This window comes from Salinispira sp., from assembly GCF_059431795.1.
The window spans coordinates 208,755-227,647 of sequence record NZ_JBXWXS010000013.1; the positions used below are offsets into that span (position 1 = coordinate 208,755).

The window sequence follows — 18,893 nt, forward strand, 5'->3', positions numbered from 1 at the left end:
TCCCGGCAGAGCCGGAAAGATTCCGGTGGAATCTTAGCGCTCTGCACCTTCAAGTGCTTCAGATGCCAGGTTGTAGAATGTGTCGATGCCGATTGTTGCACCGGAGATAGAATCGGGCGCAGTTACACTCTGGCTTGCAATAAACGCTTCTTCAACCGCGCGAGCCTGTTCCCACCAAGGAGCAATTGCACCGCCGTTTTCCACCATACCGTATTCCCCGTCACGTGAACGTTGAGCCTTGTTGGTTCCCTCTTCTTCAGGAATGGCATCCCAGTGAGCGGAAGTAACGTAGCCGGAAATTACGGTGATATCCACGAAATACTTCCAACCGTTGCTGAACTCCTCGGCGCTGGCACGGTAATTGCCATCTTCATAAGGGCCGTAACCTGTGGGGCCGTTTTCAAGGGCTTTGTTAACCAATGCGTAGAACTCATCATAATGAATTGTCGCGCCGCTGATTGCATCCGGCTGGTCGGTTGACTGGTTTTCCAGGAAGTATTCCTCAACAGCTGCCGATTGTACGTGCCAGTCCGCCATTGCACCGCCCTGTTCAACCATCGGATATCCCCCTTCTTCGGAGAGGGAAATCTTATCGATACCGCCATTGATATTTGAACCGTTCCAGGTTACCTCGGTGAATTCTCCGTCTTCAACCACCAGGGTGACATTGTAACGCCAGCCGCTGTCGGAATATCCGTCTTCCATGGCGAAATATACACCGTCTGTATATGATGAACTGCTGCCACAGCCGATCAGGGCGATACTGATAACTGCCAGTACCGTAATGCTTAAGATTTTGTAAGCTGATCTCATTATAAGCCTCCAAGATATGTAAAATGTACACGTTTCTCCGTGTTCATCCCGATTATATATTCAAAATATTAAACGGGCAATGAGCCAGGGCGGATTCTATAAAAAATTATCAAATATAACAGAAACGGAATATAAAAAAAGAAAAATATAGAGCGCCTCATAAGAATCCGTACACGATGTTCCTCTGAAACATCGATTCCCCGGCTTTTGGCAGTTGGAGAGGGCAACGCTTTGTGGTAGATTTGCAGGCGACTATGCCCTCAGGAGCTGAAAAATGGAACGCACAATACTTGCAATAGGCGATATCGTCGGCCAACCCGGAATGCGTGCATTATTTGCCATGCTACCGAAGATGAAAAAGACCTACAAGGCCGATCTCACAATTGTAAACGGGGAAAATGCCAGTGACGGGTTCGGGCTAACCCCGGAATTGGCGGATACCATCTTTCAGTCCGGTGCCGATGTAATTACTTCTGGAAACCATATCTGGCAGCAGCGTGATATTTACCGCTACCTGGATGAGCAGCCTATGATTTTGCGACCGGCAAATTACCCATCGGGTAATCCCGGGCACGGCAGCTGCGTTTTTTCCGCCGGCGGTGTTCGGATTGCCGTGTTAAATCTTCAGGGTCGCTACGGAATGTGGCCTATAGACTGCCCCTTTAAAAAAGCGAACGAACTGCTGAGAAAAGTAAAATCCGAAGCCGATGCGGTCATTGTGGACTTCCATGCTGAAAATCCCCAGGAAAAAGAAGCTCTTGCGTATTACCTGGATGGAAAAATTACCGCATTGTTCGGAACCCACACCCATATTCAGACTGCAGATCAGAGAATCCTATCCTCTGGAGCAGGATTTATTACCGATATCGGTTCCACCGGTCCGGATCAGAGCATTATCGGTTTTGATGCTCATATCGGAATTCAGAGACATCTCACCGACCTTCCCCTGAGAAATGAAGTGAGTGAAAATGCAGCAATTGTGAGTGCCCTGGTCATTCGCTTTGATGATCAGCATCCCCTTATAAGCACCGAAATATTTCCGGTGAAAGAAGCTGCGGGATTTTAATGTCAACCAGCCGTAAAAAATCCGGAAAACCGCGAAAAAAACTCCTGGACCTTCTGGTCCTCCGCTTTCCTGAGCAGACCAGAGAATGGCTGTATGCCCGGGTACTTCATGGTGATGTCTGGGTGAACGGTCATCGGGAGAAGCAACCGGGTGCAGCGGTGGCTTCAGACGCCCAGCTGCATGTGGAAGGGCTTCCCGGCCATCCGGACAGCGGCGAAGCATCTAAGCCTTGGAATCAATCCGGAGGGACTTTGAAGAGTGCACCTTCATTTGTTAGCCGGGGCGGTTTTAAGCTCGATTCCGTTCTTGAAAAAGCCGATTTTGACGGTTTTCACTACCACAACAGGGTAATTCTCGACGCAGGAGCCTCCACGGGGGGATTCACCGACTGTCTGCTGAAGAGAGGGGCTGCTACAATCCATGCAGTTGATGTAGGATACAACCAGCTGGATTACCGGCTGCGGCGGGATCCCCGTGTCCACGTGCGGGAACGCTGCAATATAATGTCAATTCAACCAGGAGAGCTTGAGCCTCCCCCGGAATTGGCTGTGGCGGATCTCTCATTTCGCAGCATGGAAGGGGTTGCCCGTCACATTCTCCAGCTTACCTCCGGAAAGCTGTTGCTTGCACTGTTGAAGCCACAGTTCGAACTGGAATATTCTGATATTCAGATTCCCGAATTTAGCGGGGTTATCAGCGATGAGAACATTGCATTGCAAATACTCGAAAATACCTTCAAACGGCTTTTCGAACAGGGCGTGGAAGTGAAAAATCACTGGCCATCTGGCTTGAAGGGAGGGCAGGGCAACCAGGAGTATTTTGCCTTACTGGCACTGAATCGGGAACCATTACAGGCGTGAGAGCGGGGAGGCGGCTACCAGGTCAGTCCGCTGAATATACGCAATGATATATACGATGCGTTGGTATCTCTGGCGAAGAGCAGCCCGTACCCCGGATTCACCCTGAGAATAAATTTCAGGTCACTCTTTTGCCGCCGGGGAAAACTCAGCTCAAGACCCGGGCCCGCTTCCATATATGAGTTCACCACCGAAGAATTTTCGGTATCACCATAGCGAAGATACCGGACCTGCCGCAGGTATGCACCGCCCTGAATATCGAGGGTGAACCGCAATGCAGGGCTGCCCCGAAAACGCAGTTGAGCCCCTGCTCCAGCCTTCTGGTAAATGATTGCCTGCACCGAATCGGGAAGGGGCAACTGGATGCCCGCGCCAAGGTCCAGGGGAATCCCCAATGCAAAAACAGGAGAAAACTCCAGGAAATTTGGGGTGAAGGTAATGCGCGCACCCGTTCCATAGCTTCCCCGGCTCAGCTCCCTTCCGCTGCCCACACTGAGGCTTCGCTCTAGGACTGCGGAAAGCTCAGGGCTGTCGGTAAAAACATTGGCTGTGGGAACACTCAGCAGGAACAGCCCCGCAATTATCAGCAAGGCCGTCTTGGTGTTGAGAAAACGAGAGATGGATCTCGGCAGATCGGCGGTCATGGAACGCCGGGTAAGATGTATTATGGTCACTCTACATGTATAATGCATGTGGAGTGGAAAATCAGGGGTAATCCCCGGGATACAGCGCCTTACCGATAAATGTTCCCTCTCCTCCCAGAAAATCGAAGCGTTCACCGTCAATGAGAATACGGATTGCATCCACTGTGGGGAATTGGGTTGCGGTGTTTATCACCTGTGCAAGCTGGAGTCTGTGTCCCTCCATGCCGATAGGGTTGAAGCGGAATGATTCATTTACATCGATATATGCTACTCCCTCATCCACCCAAACCCGGTGTATCCGGCTGCGGGAGGGAATAAGGTTCCGAACAGAGCCCCCCTGACTCTCCTGAGGCTGCTCAAAAAGAGTCTCCAACGTGCGGGTAAGGGGACTGCTTGTGAATTCAACTTCCACCGCTTCCGACCTCACACGTATATCCCCGGCATCATCAATATGCACCAAATATATAGAGAACTCTCTCACCTTGGGCTGAACCGCCGGCTGAGATCCTTCTTCGGATTCTCCCGGTTCTCCGGAACCGCCGTCAGTCTGTTCCGTATTAGAATCTTCCTGGGGTTCCGTCTGACTGTCTCCATTATCATCGCTTTGAGAGGAGGAGCCGTTTGTCTCCTGAGATGAGGATGGGGTCGATCCATCATCTGTCGGCTCATTTACCGTCTGCTCATTTGTTCCTTGCTCGTCTTCACCGGGTTCAGATTGAGAACCGGATTCAGAAGGGCTGTCGTCGGTTTCTCCGTTTGGAAGATCCTCTTCTTTTTCGTTTGGAAGATCCTCTTCCATGGAGGGGTCTTCTTCCTCCCGATCTTCCATGGGGAGCGTTTCTTCATCCTGAATCTCATCATCTTGCTGTTCGTCCCCGTCCATGCCGATCCGCTGGTTGATCACTTCAACCAGGCCGGTACTCTCCATGACCTGTTCAATATTGCTTCTGTTGAAGAGGAATACCACCAGTATGAGTAGTATGGCGGCGATCCAGAAGAGCACGCCAAGTGATGTTTTTCGTTTTTTATCCTGTTTTGTCATCTCTTTAATAGCTATCGGAACAAAGCTTCGGGGGCATTATATGTGAAGTTTCACTTGTCACCATCAATTTGACAGCTGTGATATTTCTGCTCTATAGTTTGATGTATTATGAAGGAACTCCGGGGAATTTCGGCCAGTCCAGGTATATCTCAATGTGCGGTTCTGGTTCTTCAGGACGATCAGAATGAAATTCCCCGCTACGATATCGATGAGGATATGGTCAGCCGGGAGTACGAGCGTTTCAGCCAGGCAGTCCAGGCGGCAATTAGTGAGATAGAGCAGATTAAAAACCAGGGTGACACTCCTCTTCAGCCCAATGAGCGTCAAATGCTGGATACCCATATGCTCATGCTGAACGACCCCGATCTTGGACACAAGGTTCAGGCGGGGCTTTACGAGCAGCTCACAAATGTTGAATACGTCCTTTTCGATCTCATGCAGGATCTGGTGAAGAAGCTGGAAGCGGTGAAGGACGATTATATCCGGGAACGTACAGCCGACCTCCACGATGTTAGCAAACGAATTATTAACAATCTCCTTTCTGATGAACGGGCGGACCTTTCCACCCTGGATGAAGATGTCATTCTGATATGTCATGATCTCATGCCCAGCGATGCAATTGCCATGGATAAAATGCGGGTAAAGGGTATAGCCATGGACGGCGGGGGTAAAACTTCTCACACCGCGATTATCGCCCGGGCATTTGAAATCCCCGCCGTGCTTGGTCTGGGAGATATTTCTCAACGGGTGAATTCCGGCGATTTTATTGTAATGGACGGATACAAGGGGATTGTGTATCTGGAACCGGATGAGCAAACCCGGGAAAGCTACTCCAGAAAGCAGCAAGCGGTTCAAAAACGGGAGATTCAGCTCATGCGTCTCAATGAGCTGCCGGCGGAGACTATAGACGGAAAGGTACTCAGCCTGAAGGCCAATATTGAAATCCCCGAAGAGGTAGATGCGGTAGAAAGCCACGGTGCGGCCGGCATTGGTCTTTACCGTTCAGAGTTTCTGTTTATGAAATCTTCCAGCCTTCCAGATGAGGAAGAGCAATACGATTCATACAGCCGTGTACTCTCCGCCATGAAACGGCGCCCGGTGACCATACGCACCCTGGATCTGGGGGGGGACAAGCTGATGCATAGCATGAACCTTCACGGTGGGGTTGAGAAAAATCCTATTCTCGGCTGGCGGGCAATCCGTTTTTGTCTTTCCCATGTGGATATATTCCGTACCCAGTTGAGGGCTCTTCTCCGGGCCAGCGTACACGGAAACCTGCGGATTATGTTCCCCCTGATCTCCGGGGTCCAGGAGCTGAAAGAAGCCCTTGCCATATTTCAAGCGGTAAAACTTGAACTTCAGGAAGAAGATATTCCCATGGCGGATAATATTCCCGCGGGAATCATGATTGAAGTCCCAAGTGCCGCCATGACAAGCGATTTGCTCGCGAAACATAGCAATTTTTTCTCCATAGGTACAAATGACCTGATTCAGTACACTCTGGCAGTTGACCGGGGCAACGAACATGTGGCATATCTCTATGACCCTCTTCATCCCGGAATAATCCGGAGTTTGAAGATGATCATCGACAACGCCCACAAAGCGGGAATATCCGCCGGCATGTGCGGTGAAATGGCAGGGGATCCCCTCTACACTCTCATTCTTCTCGGTCTCGGACTGGATGAGTTCAGCATGAGCTCCTTCGGTATCCCCCAGATCAAACAGATTATCCGGTCCACATCAATTCTTGAAGCCGAAGAATTTGTAGGAAGAGTGCTGGAGATGGATTCCCCGGATGCCATAGTGGACTTTGTGTCCACCACCATGGAGGATAAATTTGACATTACAGGATAAAGAACAGCTGATCCGCCGTCTGGATGAGGTGGATAAAGCGGTGTTGCCCCGTGTAGCCATTGTGGGACGCCCCAATGTGGGTAAATCTACCCTTTTTAACCGTTTCATCGGAAGCCGGAAAGCGATTACCGATCCCACACCCGGCGTCACCCGCGATCCCATATTTCAGCGGGCTGAATTTGATCAGACCGCATGCATGCTCATAGACACCGGGGGGCTCACCGAATCAAAAGACTATCTGGACACCCTCATTACCAGTAAGAGTCTTTCAACTATTGAACAAGCGGATATTCTGGTGTTTGTGCTGGATGTAACGGAAGTGACCCCGGAAGATGAGGAATTTATCAACCGGCTGCGTCAGCTTTCCGACAGGATCATTCTTGCTGTGAATAAGGTTGATAACGAACAGCGGGAACAGATGGTATGGGAATACTACCGTTTGGGATTCGATACCATCTTCCCTATTTCCGCAACCCACGGTGAAGGAATTGATGAGCTGGCTGAGGAACTGAAGCTCAGGATTGAGGCTGCGGAGCATAGGCGGATCAACGAACACAGTCTTACATCAACTGAAATCGAGGAACTCAGAGCAGAAGTCCGGGAACTGCTTCAGCAGGACATAGAAGAAATTCAAGCGGAGGCCGCCCAGGAGGGCATCTCAATCGATGCTGAAAAACTTCTCCGTCTGGATAAGCGGGCGTCCCAACCCTGGGACATCTCACTGGCCATATTGGGTCAGCCCAATACGGGAAAAAGCACCCTTTCCAATGCCCTGACAGGAACGGAAAACTCCCTGGTATCTGAAATTGCAGGCACCACCCGGGATGTGCTTGAGGGCAGCTTTGCATATAGAGATAAAAAATTCCGGCTCCTGGATACCGCAGGTATCCGGAGAAAAAATCGGGTTCACGAAAACCTGGAGTATTATTCGGTCACCCGGGCTATATCGGCCATTGAACAATCCGAGGTGGTGGTTCTGATGATTGATGCGGAGAAGGGGCTTTCGGAACAAGATAAGAAAATTTCAGCTCAGGTGGTGAAACACGGCCGGGGCATTATTCTGGCGGTAAATAAGTGGGATTTGCTGGAAGATATCCCCAACCGCATACAGGCGGTGCGGGACCGCATAAACTTCCTGTTTCCCGTTCTGGAATTTGCACCCATTCTCCCCATCTCGGCAAAGGAAGGCAGCGGAGTTCAGGAGCTTCTTCAAACCAGTCTGAAAATTCAGAGGCAGCTGTACACCCGTCTTGGAACCGGTGTGCTGAACCAGAAGTTGAAGGCCTGGCAGGAGCATACCCCGCCCCCTTCCAGGAAAGGCTTTTTCTGGAAGGTGAAGTATATTACCCAGGTGAGTGTACTGCCCATGAAATTCATTCTTTTTGTGAACAGAAAGAAGGACTTTCCCGAAAGCTATGTGGGTTTTATTAAAAACCGTGTCCGCAAAGACTTTGCATTGGGAAATATACCTATTCAGTTTGAGCTCAGGGACTCGCGGAGAACATGAAACATCAGGGATTTCTGCTTCCGGAAATCTGCCGGGTGCTGGATTGCAAAGTACACCACATCCGATACATCGAAGAACACCTTCCCATTATCAGTACGTCCTACGATCAACGGGGCAGGAAGGTGTATAATCTAAAAGATATATATCTCTTCTCCCGAATTCTCCGGCTAACCCGGCGGGATGGACGCTCCCTCCAGCAGGCCGTGCACATGCTGTTTCAGGAACTTGAAGGAGACTCCCTGGACATGACTGCCAGGTTTCTCCAGATCCGGCATGACTTACTGAAAACCCGGCTCCAGTCTGTTCAGGCGGCCAACCGTCTTGCCCTCAAATACCGTCTGCCCCCGGGCAGCCACGCAGCTCCCGCCTGGACCGAAAGCAGGGGCGAACTGGTGCATCCCCTTCAGTTTTTCTCCCCCGATGAACTCTTTCGTGGAGATAATTACGCCGCCCTGGAATCGGAGCTGGCTTCGTTTCTAGAAGACGGAGCCGCCGGCGGGGTTGAGACCGGTTCTCTCCGGGACTCCGGGGACTCCAGTGCGTCCGGCAGGGCGGGGACTGTGCTCCCCGAGTCTATTATGGCCGACGGGCGCTGGCTGGTAATTACTCCCGACCCCTACCGCTCCACGCTGGATGCCTCATATGCCGGCGGGAAACTGGTTACTCCTTTACGCAGACTTTCAGCCCTTGAATATGCGGCAGAAAAGATCACTGCTGCTGCTGGAGCTTATGGTAATTACCCTCTCTGGGTAATTACCGTGCGGAAACGTCATTTTTACCATCTTTTAGGGCTGATGAATAAGCATGGGTACTTCGGAATTCCCCGGAAATCACTGATCATTCTTCCCCAGCCGGACTACGACGAACTGAGTACCGGAGATGCCGGTGCACTCTTTGCTCTGCGCAGGCTGATGATGCCCTACCTTCTTGAACACGATTTCCGTTTTGGTCAGCTGCTCAGCCTGGAGCATCCGCTCATTCCTCTCCCCGATGAGTCGGCGATTGCCGAACTGTTTGCCAACAGCCATCCGGTGCTCAGGGGCTATCTTCCTTCAGGAGGAGGGGGGCGAATTCCCGGCGAGATGTATTTCAAGATACGCCCCATGGATCGACTTCGACCGGTACATATATCTCCGTCACATTTATCCGGAAATATCAATGTCCGCCTCCAATACGCCGATACTTTGGCACAGAAGGGGTATCTGATAATCCATTCCCCGGAAACCCGGGGGCTTCTGCGTCCCAGTCAATGGGAATATTTCCCCCCCTTCTACGGAAAAGAGTGGTACAGCCCCGATGAACTTTCATCTCAGATGAGTCGGATGCACCGTTCCTGGCTGAGCACGTATCCCGGCAGGGGAGATGTGGAGATCAGTCCCCTCTTTGCCCGAAACCGGGAAGAAATGCAGCGGCGGGGTGCCGGCGGTGCCGACGACTCTCAGGCCCCCGGGGGGCTGAAGGGATTGTATATCTGATTTTGCGGTATCCGCCCCTTTTTCGAATCTATCAGGAGGATTTTATGAAGAAGGCGTATACGGCCACACAGAGAAGCAGGCGATTTCCGGTATTCCATTCCTCCCGAACCATGCTCGCCCTCCTGTTTTTTTTCGCAATCCACCAACTTCCCGCCCAGGCCCTTAGTGTACCCGACACTTCCATGGCCAGACGATCACTTATCGATACCATAACAGCCCCCTACAGTATGATTTCCCCTTCAGAGGGTCGGGTTCTTAGCGATCCGTTCAGCTCAATTCTGGTTAAATTTGAGGTGCAGGAAATGGATGATCGTCTGTATCTCATTTTCAAGCATGAGAGGGAAAACCGATTTCCCGATATTTCGCCGGGAAATATGATCATCCGCCGAAGCCGGAGTACCGGTGACATCGATCAGGTAAAGATCTTTCTGGATGAAATTGGTGCTCTGGTGCTGAGAATTCACCCCAGGGGAGGAAGAAGCGAACTCTCCCTCTCCCTGTTCGGCACCAGACTCTATAACAGGATTCCTATCTTTCTAGAAATTAATGAAATAATTCAAACTGATATTAACCGCATACTTGAATTGGCGGGGGGGCGGATACCCTGGGAGCAGTTGTCGGCCCCAAGCGATCTATCCGAATATACGGCCATGAGAGAGATTCTTGAAAATCTCCGCTTAATTCTTCCCGCTCTTCCTGACAGCGAAGACGGAGCCATGGACGCCCAGGGCAATATGGTGCGTATCGAAACCCTGGGGCTTCACAGCCTGCCGGGATTTAACTGCTCAGGCTTTGCGAAATTTGTGGTGGACGGCATGTACCTTCCCCTCAGCGGCGGCTTGAGCGACGTTGAGCTGCTGAAAACCCGGCATCCGGAGTACCGGGGGACGGAACTGAGCCGGAAATTCGAGGAGTCCCGGGACCCGTATTTCGGGCTTGACTGGACACGGAACCTGGCGGTGGCAATGGACGCCGTATCCCGGGGTGCCGAGCCCTCCGGGCTTGAGGAGATTATCCGGCGCCGGCCTGAAGCCATGGATGTGCGCAATACGCCCTATGTTGAATACCGGGATGATCTTGGGTATCCGGTGGACCGGCTTGTCCAGGTCATGTATCTCCAGGCCCGTGAAAACCCCGGGGACTTCTACCTGGGCAGCATCAACGGAGAATTCGGCAGCGATCCGGTGTTGTGGCAGCATTTCCATGTGGTGGTTCTGTTTCCCTACTTCGATGACAGCGGCAGGTTCCGAATTGCGGTTCTCGAACGGAACGTGGAGTCTTCACCCGAGTCCCTGAGACGGCGCTATCCGGGTAAGTATGTTCACCTTGTGAGAATTACTCCCACAGAAAAGTATATTTTGCCGGAAATTCCCGGAGTTAATTGAAAAACCGATTCACTGACTGTATCTTTAGGCAGATATGAACCAGTTCCTCCGGATTACATTCCTGCTTGCAGCAGGTATTACAATTGGGTTGCCTCTTCCGTTTACTAGCCTATCCACACTCTTCGCCCAGGATGCCAGGGCTTCTATTCGGGATGGCTGGCCTCCGAATTCAGATCTGCTGGATCTTTATTCCCTTGCCGAAACTGCATACGAAGCGGGGGATTATCCCACTGCCATCAGACTGTACGGCCGTCTGCTTGATTTCCCCACGGAAGGGACCGGATCCATCAGTATGGCAGATCGTGCCGGACTTCATGTGCGCCTTGCGGAGAGTCACCTTCAAGCATCCCAACCACGCGCAGCCCTTGAGGTTCTGAACCGGGCCCGGCGTCAGCCCGGGGTTTCTGAACGGCGGCTTCTCTTTTACCGGGCCCGGGCTCATATGCTTCTCAAGCAGCCTGAACAATCAATGGAATATATTGATGCGCTGCTTGAAAATTCCCGTGCTGTGTACGCCGAATATCCTGAACTGTGGCGGAAAAGTCATGAATTGCGGCTGGACACACTGCAAGATCCACGGGGCAGTGAAGCCCTGTTCTCCGACCTGTCCGCACCCTGGTATACCCGGGTAATCAGCGAGCTGGAACTCAGAGCGGCCCGGGAACTTTATCGGGAGCAGCGCTATGGGGAGTTGGCTTCTTGGCTGGATTCACGGTTCAGCCGGTTTGAACAGCTATCAGCCAGTCGCGAACTGCAGCTGCTCCGGGGGGAAGCATTCTATTTTCTCATGGATGACCCCGGCGTTGCCCGGGCCCCCGCTGCTGCTGAGGTGATCTCCATATTCGAGAGTCTCAGGAACAGGGTGGATGAATTCACTCCAATAATATATGTACGGCTTTTTAATCTATACAGCAGCCGTCCCGATGCCGGAGAGAATTCTGTCAGCGATCTGCTGAAGACAGCGGAAAATGACCTGGAAGCTCATCCTGATATTTTGGCGGCGTTTTATGAGCGAATGCTGGCCGATCGCTTTCCCCGGGGAGAGGGAGAGTCGATCCGGCAGATCATCAGTCGTCTGGATCGGCTGGGTACGGAATACCAAAGCTATATTACCCCGTATTATACGGCTTTGACGCTCCTGGAGAATGAGTCCGACGGGGGCATCGATGCAGCCCGTCAGGTTATCCGTGCATATCAGCGTGAGGGAGGGGAGGGCAATCCTTGGTTGGATGTGCTTCTCTCGGAACTGGATTACCGGCAGGGGGATTTTACCCAGTCATGGCAGCGTCTGGAGAATTTGGTCCCCGGTGAAACCTTACCCGGAGCTCCCTCTTCCATTGAGGATTTCCGGATTCAGCGTTTGGAGATCATGCTGTATTCCCTCTATTCCGCAGGTGAATTCAGCCGCAGTGCCAGTCTGGGGAGTGAACATGTTGAAGAGTATCCCCGTTTCAGACCGGTGACCGCCCGGGCCTATGCCGGCATGGGTGAATACGCCCGGGCGGCAGAGATCCTTGAGCCTCTGTTTTCCACCCACAGCCAAATCAGCCCCAATGACGGTCTACGATCCGAGTACTATCAATACCTGGTGAAATTGGGGCGATGGACGGCGATTATATCCCGGCACCGAAGTTTTTCGCCGGACAATCCGGAAGATTTTCCTGCCAGCCGCTATTTATACGGCCTGGCCCTCGTTCAAACCGGCAGGTTTGAGCAGGCAGTGGAGATTTTCCATGAGCTGAGCGGGGGGAATCCGGGAGCGGAGCTGGAGATCTATGCGGATTATTACCTGGGATGGGCTTCCTTCCGGAGTTCGCAGGATCAAACCGCCGTACAGGCCTACGAACGGCTGGTTAAACGCCTCTTGAACGATAGTCCCCGGATTGGGGAAAACGGCGTTTCATCTTCATCTTCCGGAAGTACGGAACTTTTCGTCCGGGCAGCCTATGAAGGTGCATGGGCGGCTCTGCGCCTCGGGGAGTACCCAAGGGGGCTGACGCTTCTGGCTTCTGTGCTGAACTCACCCGTTTCCCGGGAACTTCAGGAAATGGGGCTGCAGAGTAAGGCGGGCGATACCTACTCCCGGGCGTTGTATTTGCGAGCCAAGCTCCTAATGCTCCAGCGGAAACCGGAGGATGCCGCCAATGCGCTCATGGATTTTCGGGATCTCTATCCCCGGCACGACCTTGCAGATGAAGCTCTCTTGGATTATGCAAGGGTGCGCGCCTCCCAGGGCCAAGTCAATCGGGCGGTACGAAGCCTGTATGAACTGATTAGTGCATATCCGGACAATCAAAATGCCGCTCTTGCAGCCTATCGGATCGGCGAACTGTACTATCAGAACGGCCGCTTTGAAGAAGCTCGGGAGGCTTTCAACAGCTATCGGAATGAGTATCCCCGGGACGGCAATGTGGATGCCGCCCTGTATTTCAGCGGCAGAGCTTCCTGGCAATCAGGGGAAGCGGCGGCAGCCCGTCTCTACTGGAATAACCTGGTGGAAAATTTCCCCCGGAGTTACTTCCGGTTGAACACCATGCTGCTTCTGGCCGAACTGTATGTGGAACAGGGACGAGCATCATTAGCCACCGAACTCTACGACCGGATAGAATCAGAATATCCCGGACAGGCGTCAAACCTGGATATAGAAAGTCTCAGAGCCGCTTTGTCCACCGGTTCACCCGGAGACGATTTTCCCTCCGTTCTGGAATCCGATCCCGGGCTGAGCCGTCAGGCTTCCAGGAACCGGGTGCTGGAGCTGGGGAAAACCATGATCATCGATCAGGCGGGGATCAGTCAGCGGAGCAGAGATCTTGAGCCTTACCTGGAGACTCTCAGCGTCCACGGGGACGCCAGCCCCCGACAGCGGTCCAGGGCATTGTACTATCTGGGAAGGGCAGCTCTGCAGCGGGCCGAGTACTCCCGGGCGGCGGAATACTTCATTGATGCGGCGCTGAGCAACAGCAGTGACCGGCAGCGCGCCCCGGAATATCTCTATTTTGCGTTGGAATCTTACAGCCGTCAGGGTGCGGATCAGGAGGCATTGGCAGTGTATCAGCAAATGACCGAAATATATCCCGATTCAAGCTGGACTGAGGACGGACGCAGAGCGATCCGCCGCTATATTCCCGGAGCACTTTCTCCAGGAGGTAATTCATGAGCACCATCATGTCCCGGCCCTCTTATCCGGCTATATACCCGGCCAGGGGAAGATCCCTGCCCAGGTTGCATCTCCATCCCCGGTTCTCCATATTCCCATTCCCGAACCCGGCCATAGGAACATCCAGATACTCGGCGGCATTTTTCAAAGCGTTCATCCTTGGGTGTATACTTCTTGCCGGTTTCTCAGCATCCGTTTTCCCCCAGGAAGAGGGACTCAGCGCACCGGATAGCACCCGGCTGGTACTCCCGGATGTTATTGTGGACCTTCCCGAACCGGATTACGGGGACGTGCAAACCCTGCTGCCCGGGGCCCGGGATGAGGAGAACCTCTTTCGGGCCCTTCCCCGTCCCCGGGAGCTTGGCGGTCCAGAGCTTCCTCCCGAAGGTGCTGAGTCTGAGCAAATGGCCGGAGAAGGAGCTGCAACTTCCGCTCCCGCCGTTCAATTCACACTTGGAGGGGGCTATGCTCCGGGAATGTACGCTTCATTTCAGGTTTTCGATCCCCTGGGCAGTTACCTCCTTGCCGGGGAGCATCTTCAGTCCTGGGGAGATTTTGCCGGAACATATACCCCTCCGGCAGATGGGTTTGCCGCAAGCCGGTCGGGAATTTTGGGCAGATATGATCCGGGCTTTTTACAGGCCGAGTATCATATTCAGGGACTGGGAGCACTGGAATTCCATGAGGCCCAGCAGCTTTTGGACCTTGAGGCGGGTTTTGAATGGAATGTCGCAGGGTTCAGCGGCGAACTTAATCTTCTTCAGGATTACCGGAGAATGCTTCCTGCTGTTCAGACCGGTACCGGCATTCCCGATGGATACTTCCGGTTTGCCGGAGAAAGTTCCAACCGGTACCGGAAAGAATGGGAACGCATTGCCCTGGAGCTTCCTCTTAGTTACCGGATAGAGCTGAGCCCCCAGTATGGACTCTGGCAGGATTTCAGTCTGGGCGGAGTGCTCAGATCCATGAACGGGGAACCGTGGAATTATGAGATTGGCTATCTGCCGGGTATCAGCAGGGGCCCTGGAGCAGGGGTGTCCCGGGAAGGGACCGCGCCTGGCTATACCAGTCCCGGGTACCGGGGAATTAACCATAATTTCCACCTTGGCCTGGGTTTTAACGGTGAAAGATGGGGGCATAAGTTTCGGGCGGGTTTCCAACAGCTGAGACCCGACGAAACCTCCCTGTGGAAGGCCAATCCGCTGCTTTCGCCCTACTATTTGATTCCTGACGGGACTGCTGAATCTGAAGAGGATGAAAATGCAGTCATTCGGGTCATCTCCGGTGCACCGGCAAACCGTCCCATGAGCAGGAAGTGGTTTGTCTCCGCCGACAGCGAGATGGCTCTCACTGAAGATCTGCTTCTCAGCGGGGCGTTGGATGCCTCGTATTACTATGAACGCCCGATAGCCGGTCCCTGGGATCAATCGATCCGCTTTCAGGACGACGGAAGGGATTTCCGGGACTGGTATGCTTCCAGTGGATGGAATTTTGTCACCTCCCTGGGATTTCGGGGGTTATTCACAGAGAATATCTTCGCTGAAGCATTCTGGCTGGGAAATTTTCTCCTGGATGACGGACTTCGGCCTTCCCAGCAGCTGGAAGCCCAAGTGGAACTCCAGGGACCGAATGAGACCCTGAGCGCAGCCATGCACATGGAGCTGAATCTGTTCCGGAATCTTCAGCCGCCCCTGTTTCGCATCAGCGGAAGCTGGAAGCTGAGTCAGCTCTGGGCGCTTAACCTGGAGATATCAGATCCTGTGGCGGCATTCCTTTCCCGGGGAAGGTATCTGAGTGACCCATATGTAAGTCCTGTAAGGACCCGGGGATTCACAGTAGAACTGTTCGTTGAATTCGAAAAAGGCAAATAACGTGGATAAACAAGCGCCGTATGTACTATCAGAGATCAGTATCAAATAAAGAAATACGGCCGGGGAGAAAAACGTATGAATGAAATAATCAGCAGCGGAACCATCATCCTTGCACTTATTGCCCTGCTGTCGGTAACGGCAGTGGGCATAATCATTGAGCGGATGAGATACTTTCGGAAAAGCCGCGCAGATGAGGACAGACTGCTGGAGCGGATCCGTCACAGTGTGGAAAAAGGCTTTTACGATGAAGCATTGAGCATCTGTGAACAGAACCCCGGACCATTAAGCGACCTCATGAAGGTGGGGGTTGAATACCGGAAGTACTCACCTGAGGTAATTCATGATCTGATTTCCGATGCTGCCAATCTGGAAGTGCCGAAAATGGAAAAAAATATTGCGCTGCTGGGAACCATCGCCCACATCACCCCTCTTTTGGGGCTTCTGGGGACTGTTACCGGAAACATTCAGGCCTTCGGCGTCTTAAGCGACTTCGGCGCTGCAGCAGACCCGGGATTACTTGCCGGGGGAATAGCCGAAGCTCTGGTGACAACTGCAGCGGGTATCGTTGCGGCCATTCCTGCAATTGCCTTTTATAATCAGCTGGTAAGCAAAGTGAACCACAACCTCATCCGCCTGGAAAACCGGGTAAGTGAATTGGTGGTTCTGCTCAAAGGGGATGTGGGAAGCAAAACCATGGCCGATCTTGAAACATCCAGACCAGGAACATCAAGGACCGGAGCATCCAAAACTGGAGCATCATCATCCTTCTCCCGGGGCTCCGGTGCAGGTCCTACCAACGGAGGTTCCCGATCATGAAATTCCGCCGTCAGCTGAAAGCACAGGTGCAGCCGGATCTCATTCCCATGATCGATATAGTATTCCAGCTTGTGGTTTTCTTTATGGTATCCAGCACCTTTGTGGTAGCCCCGGGTATCGGGTTGGACCTTCCCGAATCCTCCACGGAAGAACAGGTGAGCATGGATCTTTATCAGATCAGCCTTAATTCCGATGGCCGGATATTTTTCCAGGACAAGGAAGTATTGCTGAACCAGTTGCCGGTCATTTTGAAAGACCTCAATGAAGATGAAAAACAGCGGGTGGTAATTCAGGGAGATGCGGGGGTTCCACTGCAGCAGCTGGTACGCGTACTGGATACACTTCGCTCCAACGGCGTGCGAAACGCCAGCATTCTTGCCAAGAATCCCGCACCCGGTACAGCTCCCCCTGAGACAGAGGGAAGCGACACCTCCGGGGAAACATCCGGTAATGCATCCGGAAATAATACAGAGGAGCAGCCTTGAAAGAAGGAGCCAGTCTCAGTACATCCATGCTGATCTCTCTATTGATTCACATAATGCTCATATCCCTGGGGCTTATCGTGGCATCCCTTTCCCCGGAGAAAGAGTCTGAATCTCTGCAGGTGGTGCTGGCGCCGGCATCTCCTCCCTCAGCAGTTGGGTCTGAGGATAATCAGGAGGACAGATCCCGGTCCCCCCAAGCTCCGGAGACGGTCGCAAATGCACCGGAAACAACTCCCGAATCATCTACAGACGCTCCTGTCGCCGATCCCATCCCATCAGAAAATCGAAGTGAACCCGCCGGTGCCGATCGACGGCAGCCTTCCGATTCTTCCCGCCCCCCTGAGACCGGCGGGGGGAATGGGGCCGATGAACCCGCCAGGGCCGATGAACCCGCCGGAGGAACCAGCCCCCCGGCAATACCCGAGAGCCCCGAACCCCTGGACTGGCAGGTTCCCCGGGAGAGAGACCGGGACAGAGAAGAGAGCAGCCCCACCCCTCTCAACAGGTTTCTGGACAATGACGAACAGTCCGACGGGGACCGATCGCTGGAAGAGTGGCGAAGCAGCAATGCCTCTGGTACTTCCAATGGAGACGCCCCCGGCCTCAACGAAAACGCTCCCGCTGACCAGGACCCTGCCCAGGGGGAAACCGTCGAGGATAGTCCGGGTGAAAGCGGCCCGAACCCGGAGCTTGCTGACGATCTCGCGCGATTTAGGGAGCAGAGCCAAAACAGCGACAGCAGCACAGATCCCGGCCAGGCAACTGAGACCGGTGACAGCACTGCTCCGGATACAAACCCGGCCTCAGACCCCGGCCCCAGCAGCGCCGAATCTTTGCGCCGACAGGGGATTTCCGGGGATATTCTCCGTCAGGGCAGGGATCTGATTAGCGAAGACCGGTTGGATTTAAGTCAATATCTGGAACAGAGAGATCCAACGTGGCGGGAACGCATCACGGTGGAATTTCGGGTCGATGAACAGGGAATTGCCACGATCTTGAACGAAGATGCCTTCTCGCCGTATAATCGGCTTGCAGATGCCATACGCCAGCTGTTTAATGGTCCCATGTTCCAGCCCGATCCCGGCGCGCCTCCGGTTCGGGGAGAAATCATATTTCAAATCCGCTGACATGAGAATGAAGTGCGTATTAGACAGAGAAATTGTACCGGATCCAATTAGAACCGGCATTGAGAGTCATATATGAAACACATACACGCAGTTGCCTTTGATATCGATGGTACCCTCTATCCAAACCGGAAAATGTATCTTGCCAGCCTGGGATTTGCCCTGGGACATTTTCGGCTTCTCAATTCCTTCAGAAAGGTTCGCAAGGAACTCAGGGAGACCCGGCCGGTGAAGGATTTTTATGATCTCCAAGCTCGGATGTTTGCAGACCGGATCTCTGTAAACCGGGAAGAAGCCCGGGAAATTATCAATACAACATTTTATACCCGCTGGGAGTCGGTACTCCACAGGGTGAATCTTTACCCTGGAGTTTTAGATCTGATCCGGTTTCTCAAGGAAAAAAATGTACCCCTGGCGGTAATGTCAGATTTTCCTGTGGTTACAAAAATGAAAATCCTCAATATTGAGAACTATTTCGATGTGGAAATGAGCTCCGAAGAGCTGGGGTATCTGAAGCCCAATCCCGAACCCTTCAAGGAAATGGCCAGGCGGCTTGAAGTTAAGCCGGAAAATCTGCTCTATGTGGGAAACAGCTATCATTATGATGTGGAGGGCGCACATTCTCTGGGAATGATGACTGCACATATCAGTTCCTCCCCGCCCCGGGGCTCGGTGGCGGATTTTACCTTTCGTCGCTATACCGAGCTTAAAGAGTGGATTCTACCCCGGTTAAATTAATCTTGTCTTCCCGTTCTGATCTTACTACTTTTTGTAAAACGCACAAATATTACAAAAAA

15 protein-coding genes are annotated in these 18,893 nt (G+C 52.8%); 12 read left to right on the forward strand and 3 right to left on the reverse strand.

Annotated features, from left to right (window positions below; translation table 11 throughout):
* Positions 1–33: 33 nt before the first annotated feature.
* On the reverse strand, positions 34–813 hold the full coding sequence (locus tag AC52PS_RS04630; RefSeq protein WP_495561867.1) for an FMN-binding protein: 780 nt from the start codon (positions 811–813) through the stop codon (positions 34–36).
* Between the two features lie 274 nt (positions 814–1,087).
* Here AC52PS_RS04630 and AC52PS_RS04635 point away from each other — a divergent pair, with 274 nt between their 5' ends.
* Together AC52PS_RS04635 and AC52PS_RS04640 are read left to right on the forward strand one after the other, a co-directional pair.
* A complete protein-coding gene (locus AC52PS_RS04635; RefSeq protein ID WP_495561868.1) occupies positions 1,088–1,879 on the forward strand; it encodes a TIGR00282 family metallophosphoesterase in 792 nt (263 codons plus the stop codon).
* The gene (locus tag AC52PS_RS04640; protein WP_495561869.1) at positions 1,879–2,739 is read left to right on the forward strand and encodes a TlyA family RNA methyltransferase; all 861 of its coding nucleotides are present in this window, start codon (positions 1,879–1,881) and stop codon (positions 2,737–2,739) included. Before AC52PS_RS04635 ends, AC52PS_RS04640 begins: the two co-directional genes overlap by 1 nt.
* Positions 2,740–2,753: 14 nt before the next feature.
* Here the strand turns inward: AC52PS_RS04640 and AC52PS_RS04645 are convergent, their stop codons facing one another.
* Together AC52PS_RS04645 and AC52PS_RS04650 are read right to left on the reverse strand one after the other, a co-directional pair.
* Positions 2,754–3,410 carry a hypothetical protein gene (locus tag AC52PS_RS04645; RefSeq protein WP_495561870.1) on the reverse strand — a complete coding sequence of 219 codons (657 nt, stop codon included), beginning with the start codon at positions 3,408–3,410 and terminating at the stop codon, positions 2,754–2,756.
* Positions 3,411–3,441: 31 nt separating this feature from the next.
* The gene (locus AC52PS_RS04650; protein WP_495561871.1) at positions 3,442–4,422 is read right to left on the reverse strand and encodes a GerMN domain-containing protein; all 981 of its coding nucleotides are present in this window, start codon (positions 4,420–4,422) and stop codon (positions 3,442–3,444) included.
* 108 nt (positions 4,423–4,530) lie between these two features.
* On the opposite strand from AC52PS_RS04650, the gene ptsP reads away from it, so the two are divergent.
* From ptsP to AC52PS_RS04700, 10 genes are all read left to right on the forward strand, one after another.
* A complete protein-coding gene (ptsP, locus tag AC52PS_RS04655) occupies positions 4,531–6,276 on the forward strand; it encodes a phosphoenolpyruvate--protein phosphotransferase (protein ID WP_495561872.1) in 1,746 nt (581 codons plus the stop codon).
* Complete coding sequence (der, locus tag AC52PS_RS04660) at positions 6,260–7,783, forward strand: ribosome biogenesis GTPase Der (protein ID WP_495561873.1); 1,524 nt, start codon at positions 6,260–6,262, stop codon at positions 7,781–7,783. The genes ptsP and der overlap by 17 nt, the downstream gene beginning before the upstream one ends.
* Positions 7,780–9,258: a MerR family transcriptional regulator gene (locus AC52PS_RS04665; protein ID WP_495561874.1), complete on the forward strand. Its 1,479-nt coding sequence runs from the start codon at positions 7,780–7,782 to the stop codon at positions 9,256–9,258. Before der ends, AC52PS_RS04665 begins: the two co-directional genes overlap by 4 nt.
* 44 nt (positions 9,259–9,302) lie before the next feature.
* Entirely contained in the window at positions 9,303–10,643 is a 1,341-nt protein-coding gene (locus AC52PS_RS04670; RefSeq protein ID WP_495561875.1) for a DUF8515 domain-containing protein, read from the forward strand.
* 34 nt (positions 10,644–10,677) lie between these two features.
* Entirely contained in the window at positions 10,678–13,800 is a 3,123-nt protein-coding gene (locus tag AC52PS_RS04675; protein ID WP_495561876.1) for a tetratricopeptide repeat protein, read from the forward strand.
* The gene (locus tag AC52PS_RS04680; protein ID WP_495561877.1) at positions 13,797–15,671 is read left to right on the forward strand and encodes a hypothetical protein; all 1,875 of its coding nucleotides are present in this window, start codon (positions 13,797–13,799) and stop codon (positions 15,669–15,671) included. The genes AC52PS_RS04675 and AC52PS_RS04680 overlap by 4 nt, the downstream gene beginning before the upstream one ends.
* A gap of 75 nt (positions 15,672–15,746) precedes the next feature.
* Complete coding sequence (locus AC52PS_RS04685; RefSeq protein ID WP_495561878.1) at positions 15,747–16,487, forward strand: MotA/TolQ/ExbB proton channel family protein; 741 nt, start codon at positions 15,747–15,749, stop codon at positions 16,485–16,487.
* Entirely contained in the window at positions 16,484–16,972 is a 489-nt protein-coding gene (locus AC52PS_RS04690) for an ExbD/TolR family protein (RefSeq protein ID WP_495561879.1), read from the forward strand. The genes AC52PS_RS04685 and AC52PS_RS04690 overlap by 4 nt, the downstream gene beginning before the upstream one ends.
* On the forward strand, positions 16,969–18,099 hold the full coding sequence (locus tag AC52PS_RS04695; protein WP_495561880.1) for a hypothetical protein: 1,131 nt from the start codon (positions 16,969–16,971) through the stop codon (positions 18,097–18,099). Before AC52PS_RS04690 ends, AC52PS_RS04695 begins: the two co-directional genes overlap by 4 nt.
* A gap of 72 nt (positions 18,100–18,171) precedes the next feature.
* Positions 18,172–18,834 (forward strand): HAD family hydrolase, encoded by a 663-nt coding sequence (locus AC52PS_RS04700; protein ID WP_495561881.1) that lies wholly within the window; start codon positions 18,172–18,174, stop codon positions 18,832–18,834.
* Positions 18,835–18,893 lie beyond the last annotated feature (59 nt).

Coding starts and splice junctions, on each gene's coding strand:
- AC52PS_RS04670 (WP_495561875.1), top strand. CDS start 9,303: ATGAAGAAGGCGTATACGGCCACACAGAGAAGCAGGCGATTTCCGGTA.
- AC52PS_RS04665 (WP_495561874.1), top strand. CDS start 7,780: ATGAAACATCAGGGATTTCTGCTTCCGGAAATCTGCCGGGTGCTGGAT.
- AC52PS_RS04650 (WP_495561871.1), bottom strand. CDS start 4,422: ATGACAAAACAGGATAAAAAACGAAAAACATCACTTGGCGTGCTCTTC.
- AC52PS_RS04685 (WP_495561878.1), top strand. CDS start 15,747: ATGAATGAAATAATCAGCAGCGGAACCATCATCCTTGCACTTATTGCC.
- ptsP (WP_495561872.1), top strand. CDS start 4,531: ATGAAGGAACTCCGGGGAATTTCGGCCAGTCCAGGTATATCTCAATGT.
- AC52PS_RS04680 (WP_495561877.1), top strand. CDS start 13,797: ATGAGCACCATCATGTCCCGGCCCTCTTATCCGGCTATATACCCGGCC.
- AC52PS_RS04675 (WP_495561876.1), top strand. CDS start 10,678: ATGAACCAGTTCCTCCGGATTACATTCCTGCTTGCAGCAGGTATTACA.
- AC52PS_RS04690 (WP_495561879.1), top strand. CDS start 16,484: ATGAAATTCCGCCGTCAGCTGAAAGCACAGGTGCAGCCGGATCTCATT.
- AC52PS_RS04635 (WP_495561868.1), top strand. CDS start 1,088: ATGGAACGCACAATACTTGCAATAGGCGATATCGTCGGCCAACCCGGA.
- AC52PS_RS04640 (WP_495561869.1), top strand. CDS start 1,879: ATGTCAACCAGCCGTAAAAAATCCGGAAAACCGCGAAAAAAACTCCTG.
- AC52PS_RS04700 (WP_495561881.1), top strand. CDS start 18,172: ATGAAACACATACACGCAGTTGCCTTTGATATCGATGGTACCCTCTAT.
- AC52PS_RS04630 (WP_495561867.1), bottom strand. CDS start 813: ATGAGATCAGCTTACAAAATCTTAAGCATTACGGTACTGGCAGTTATC.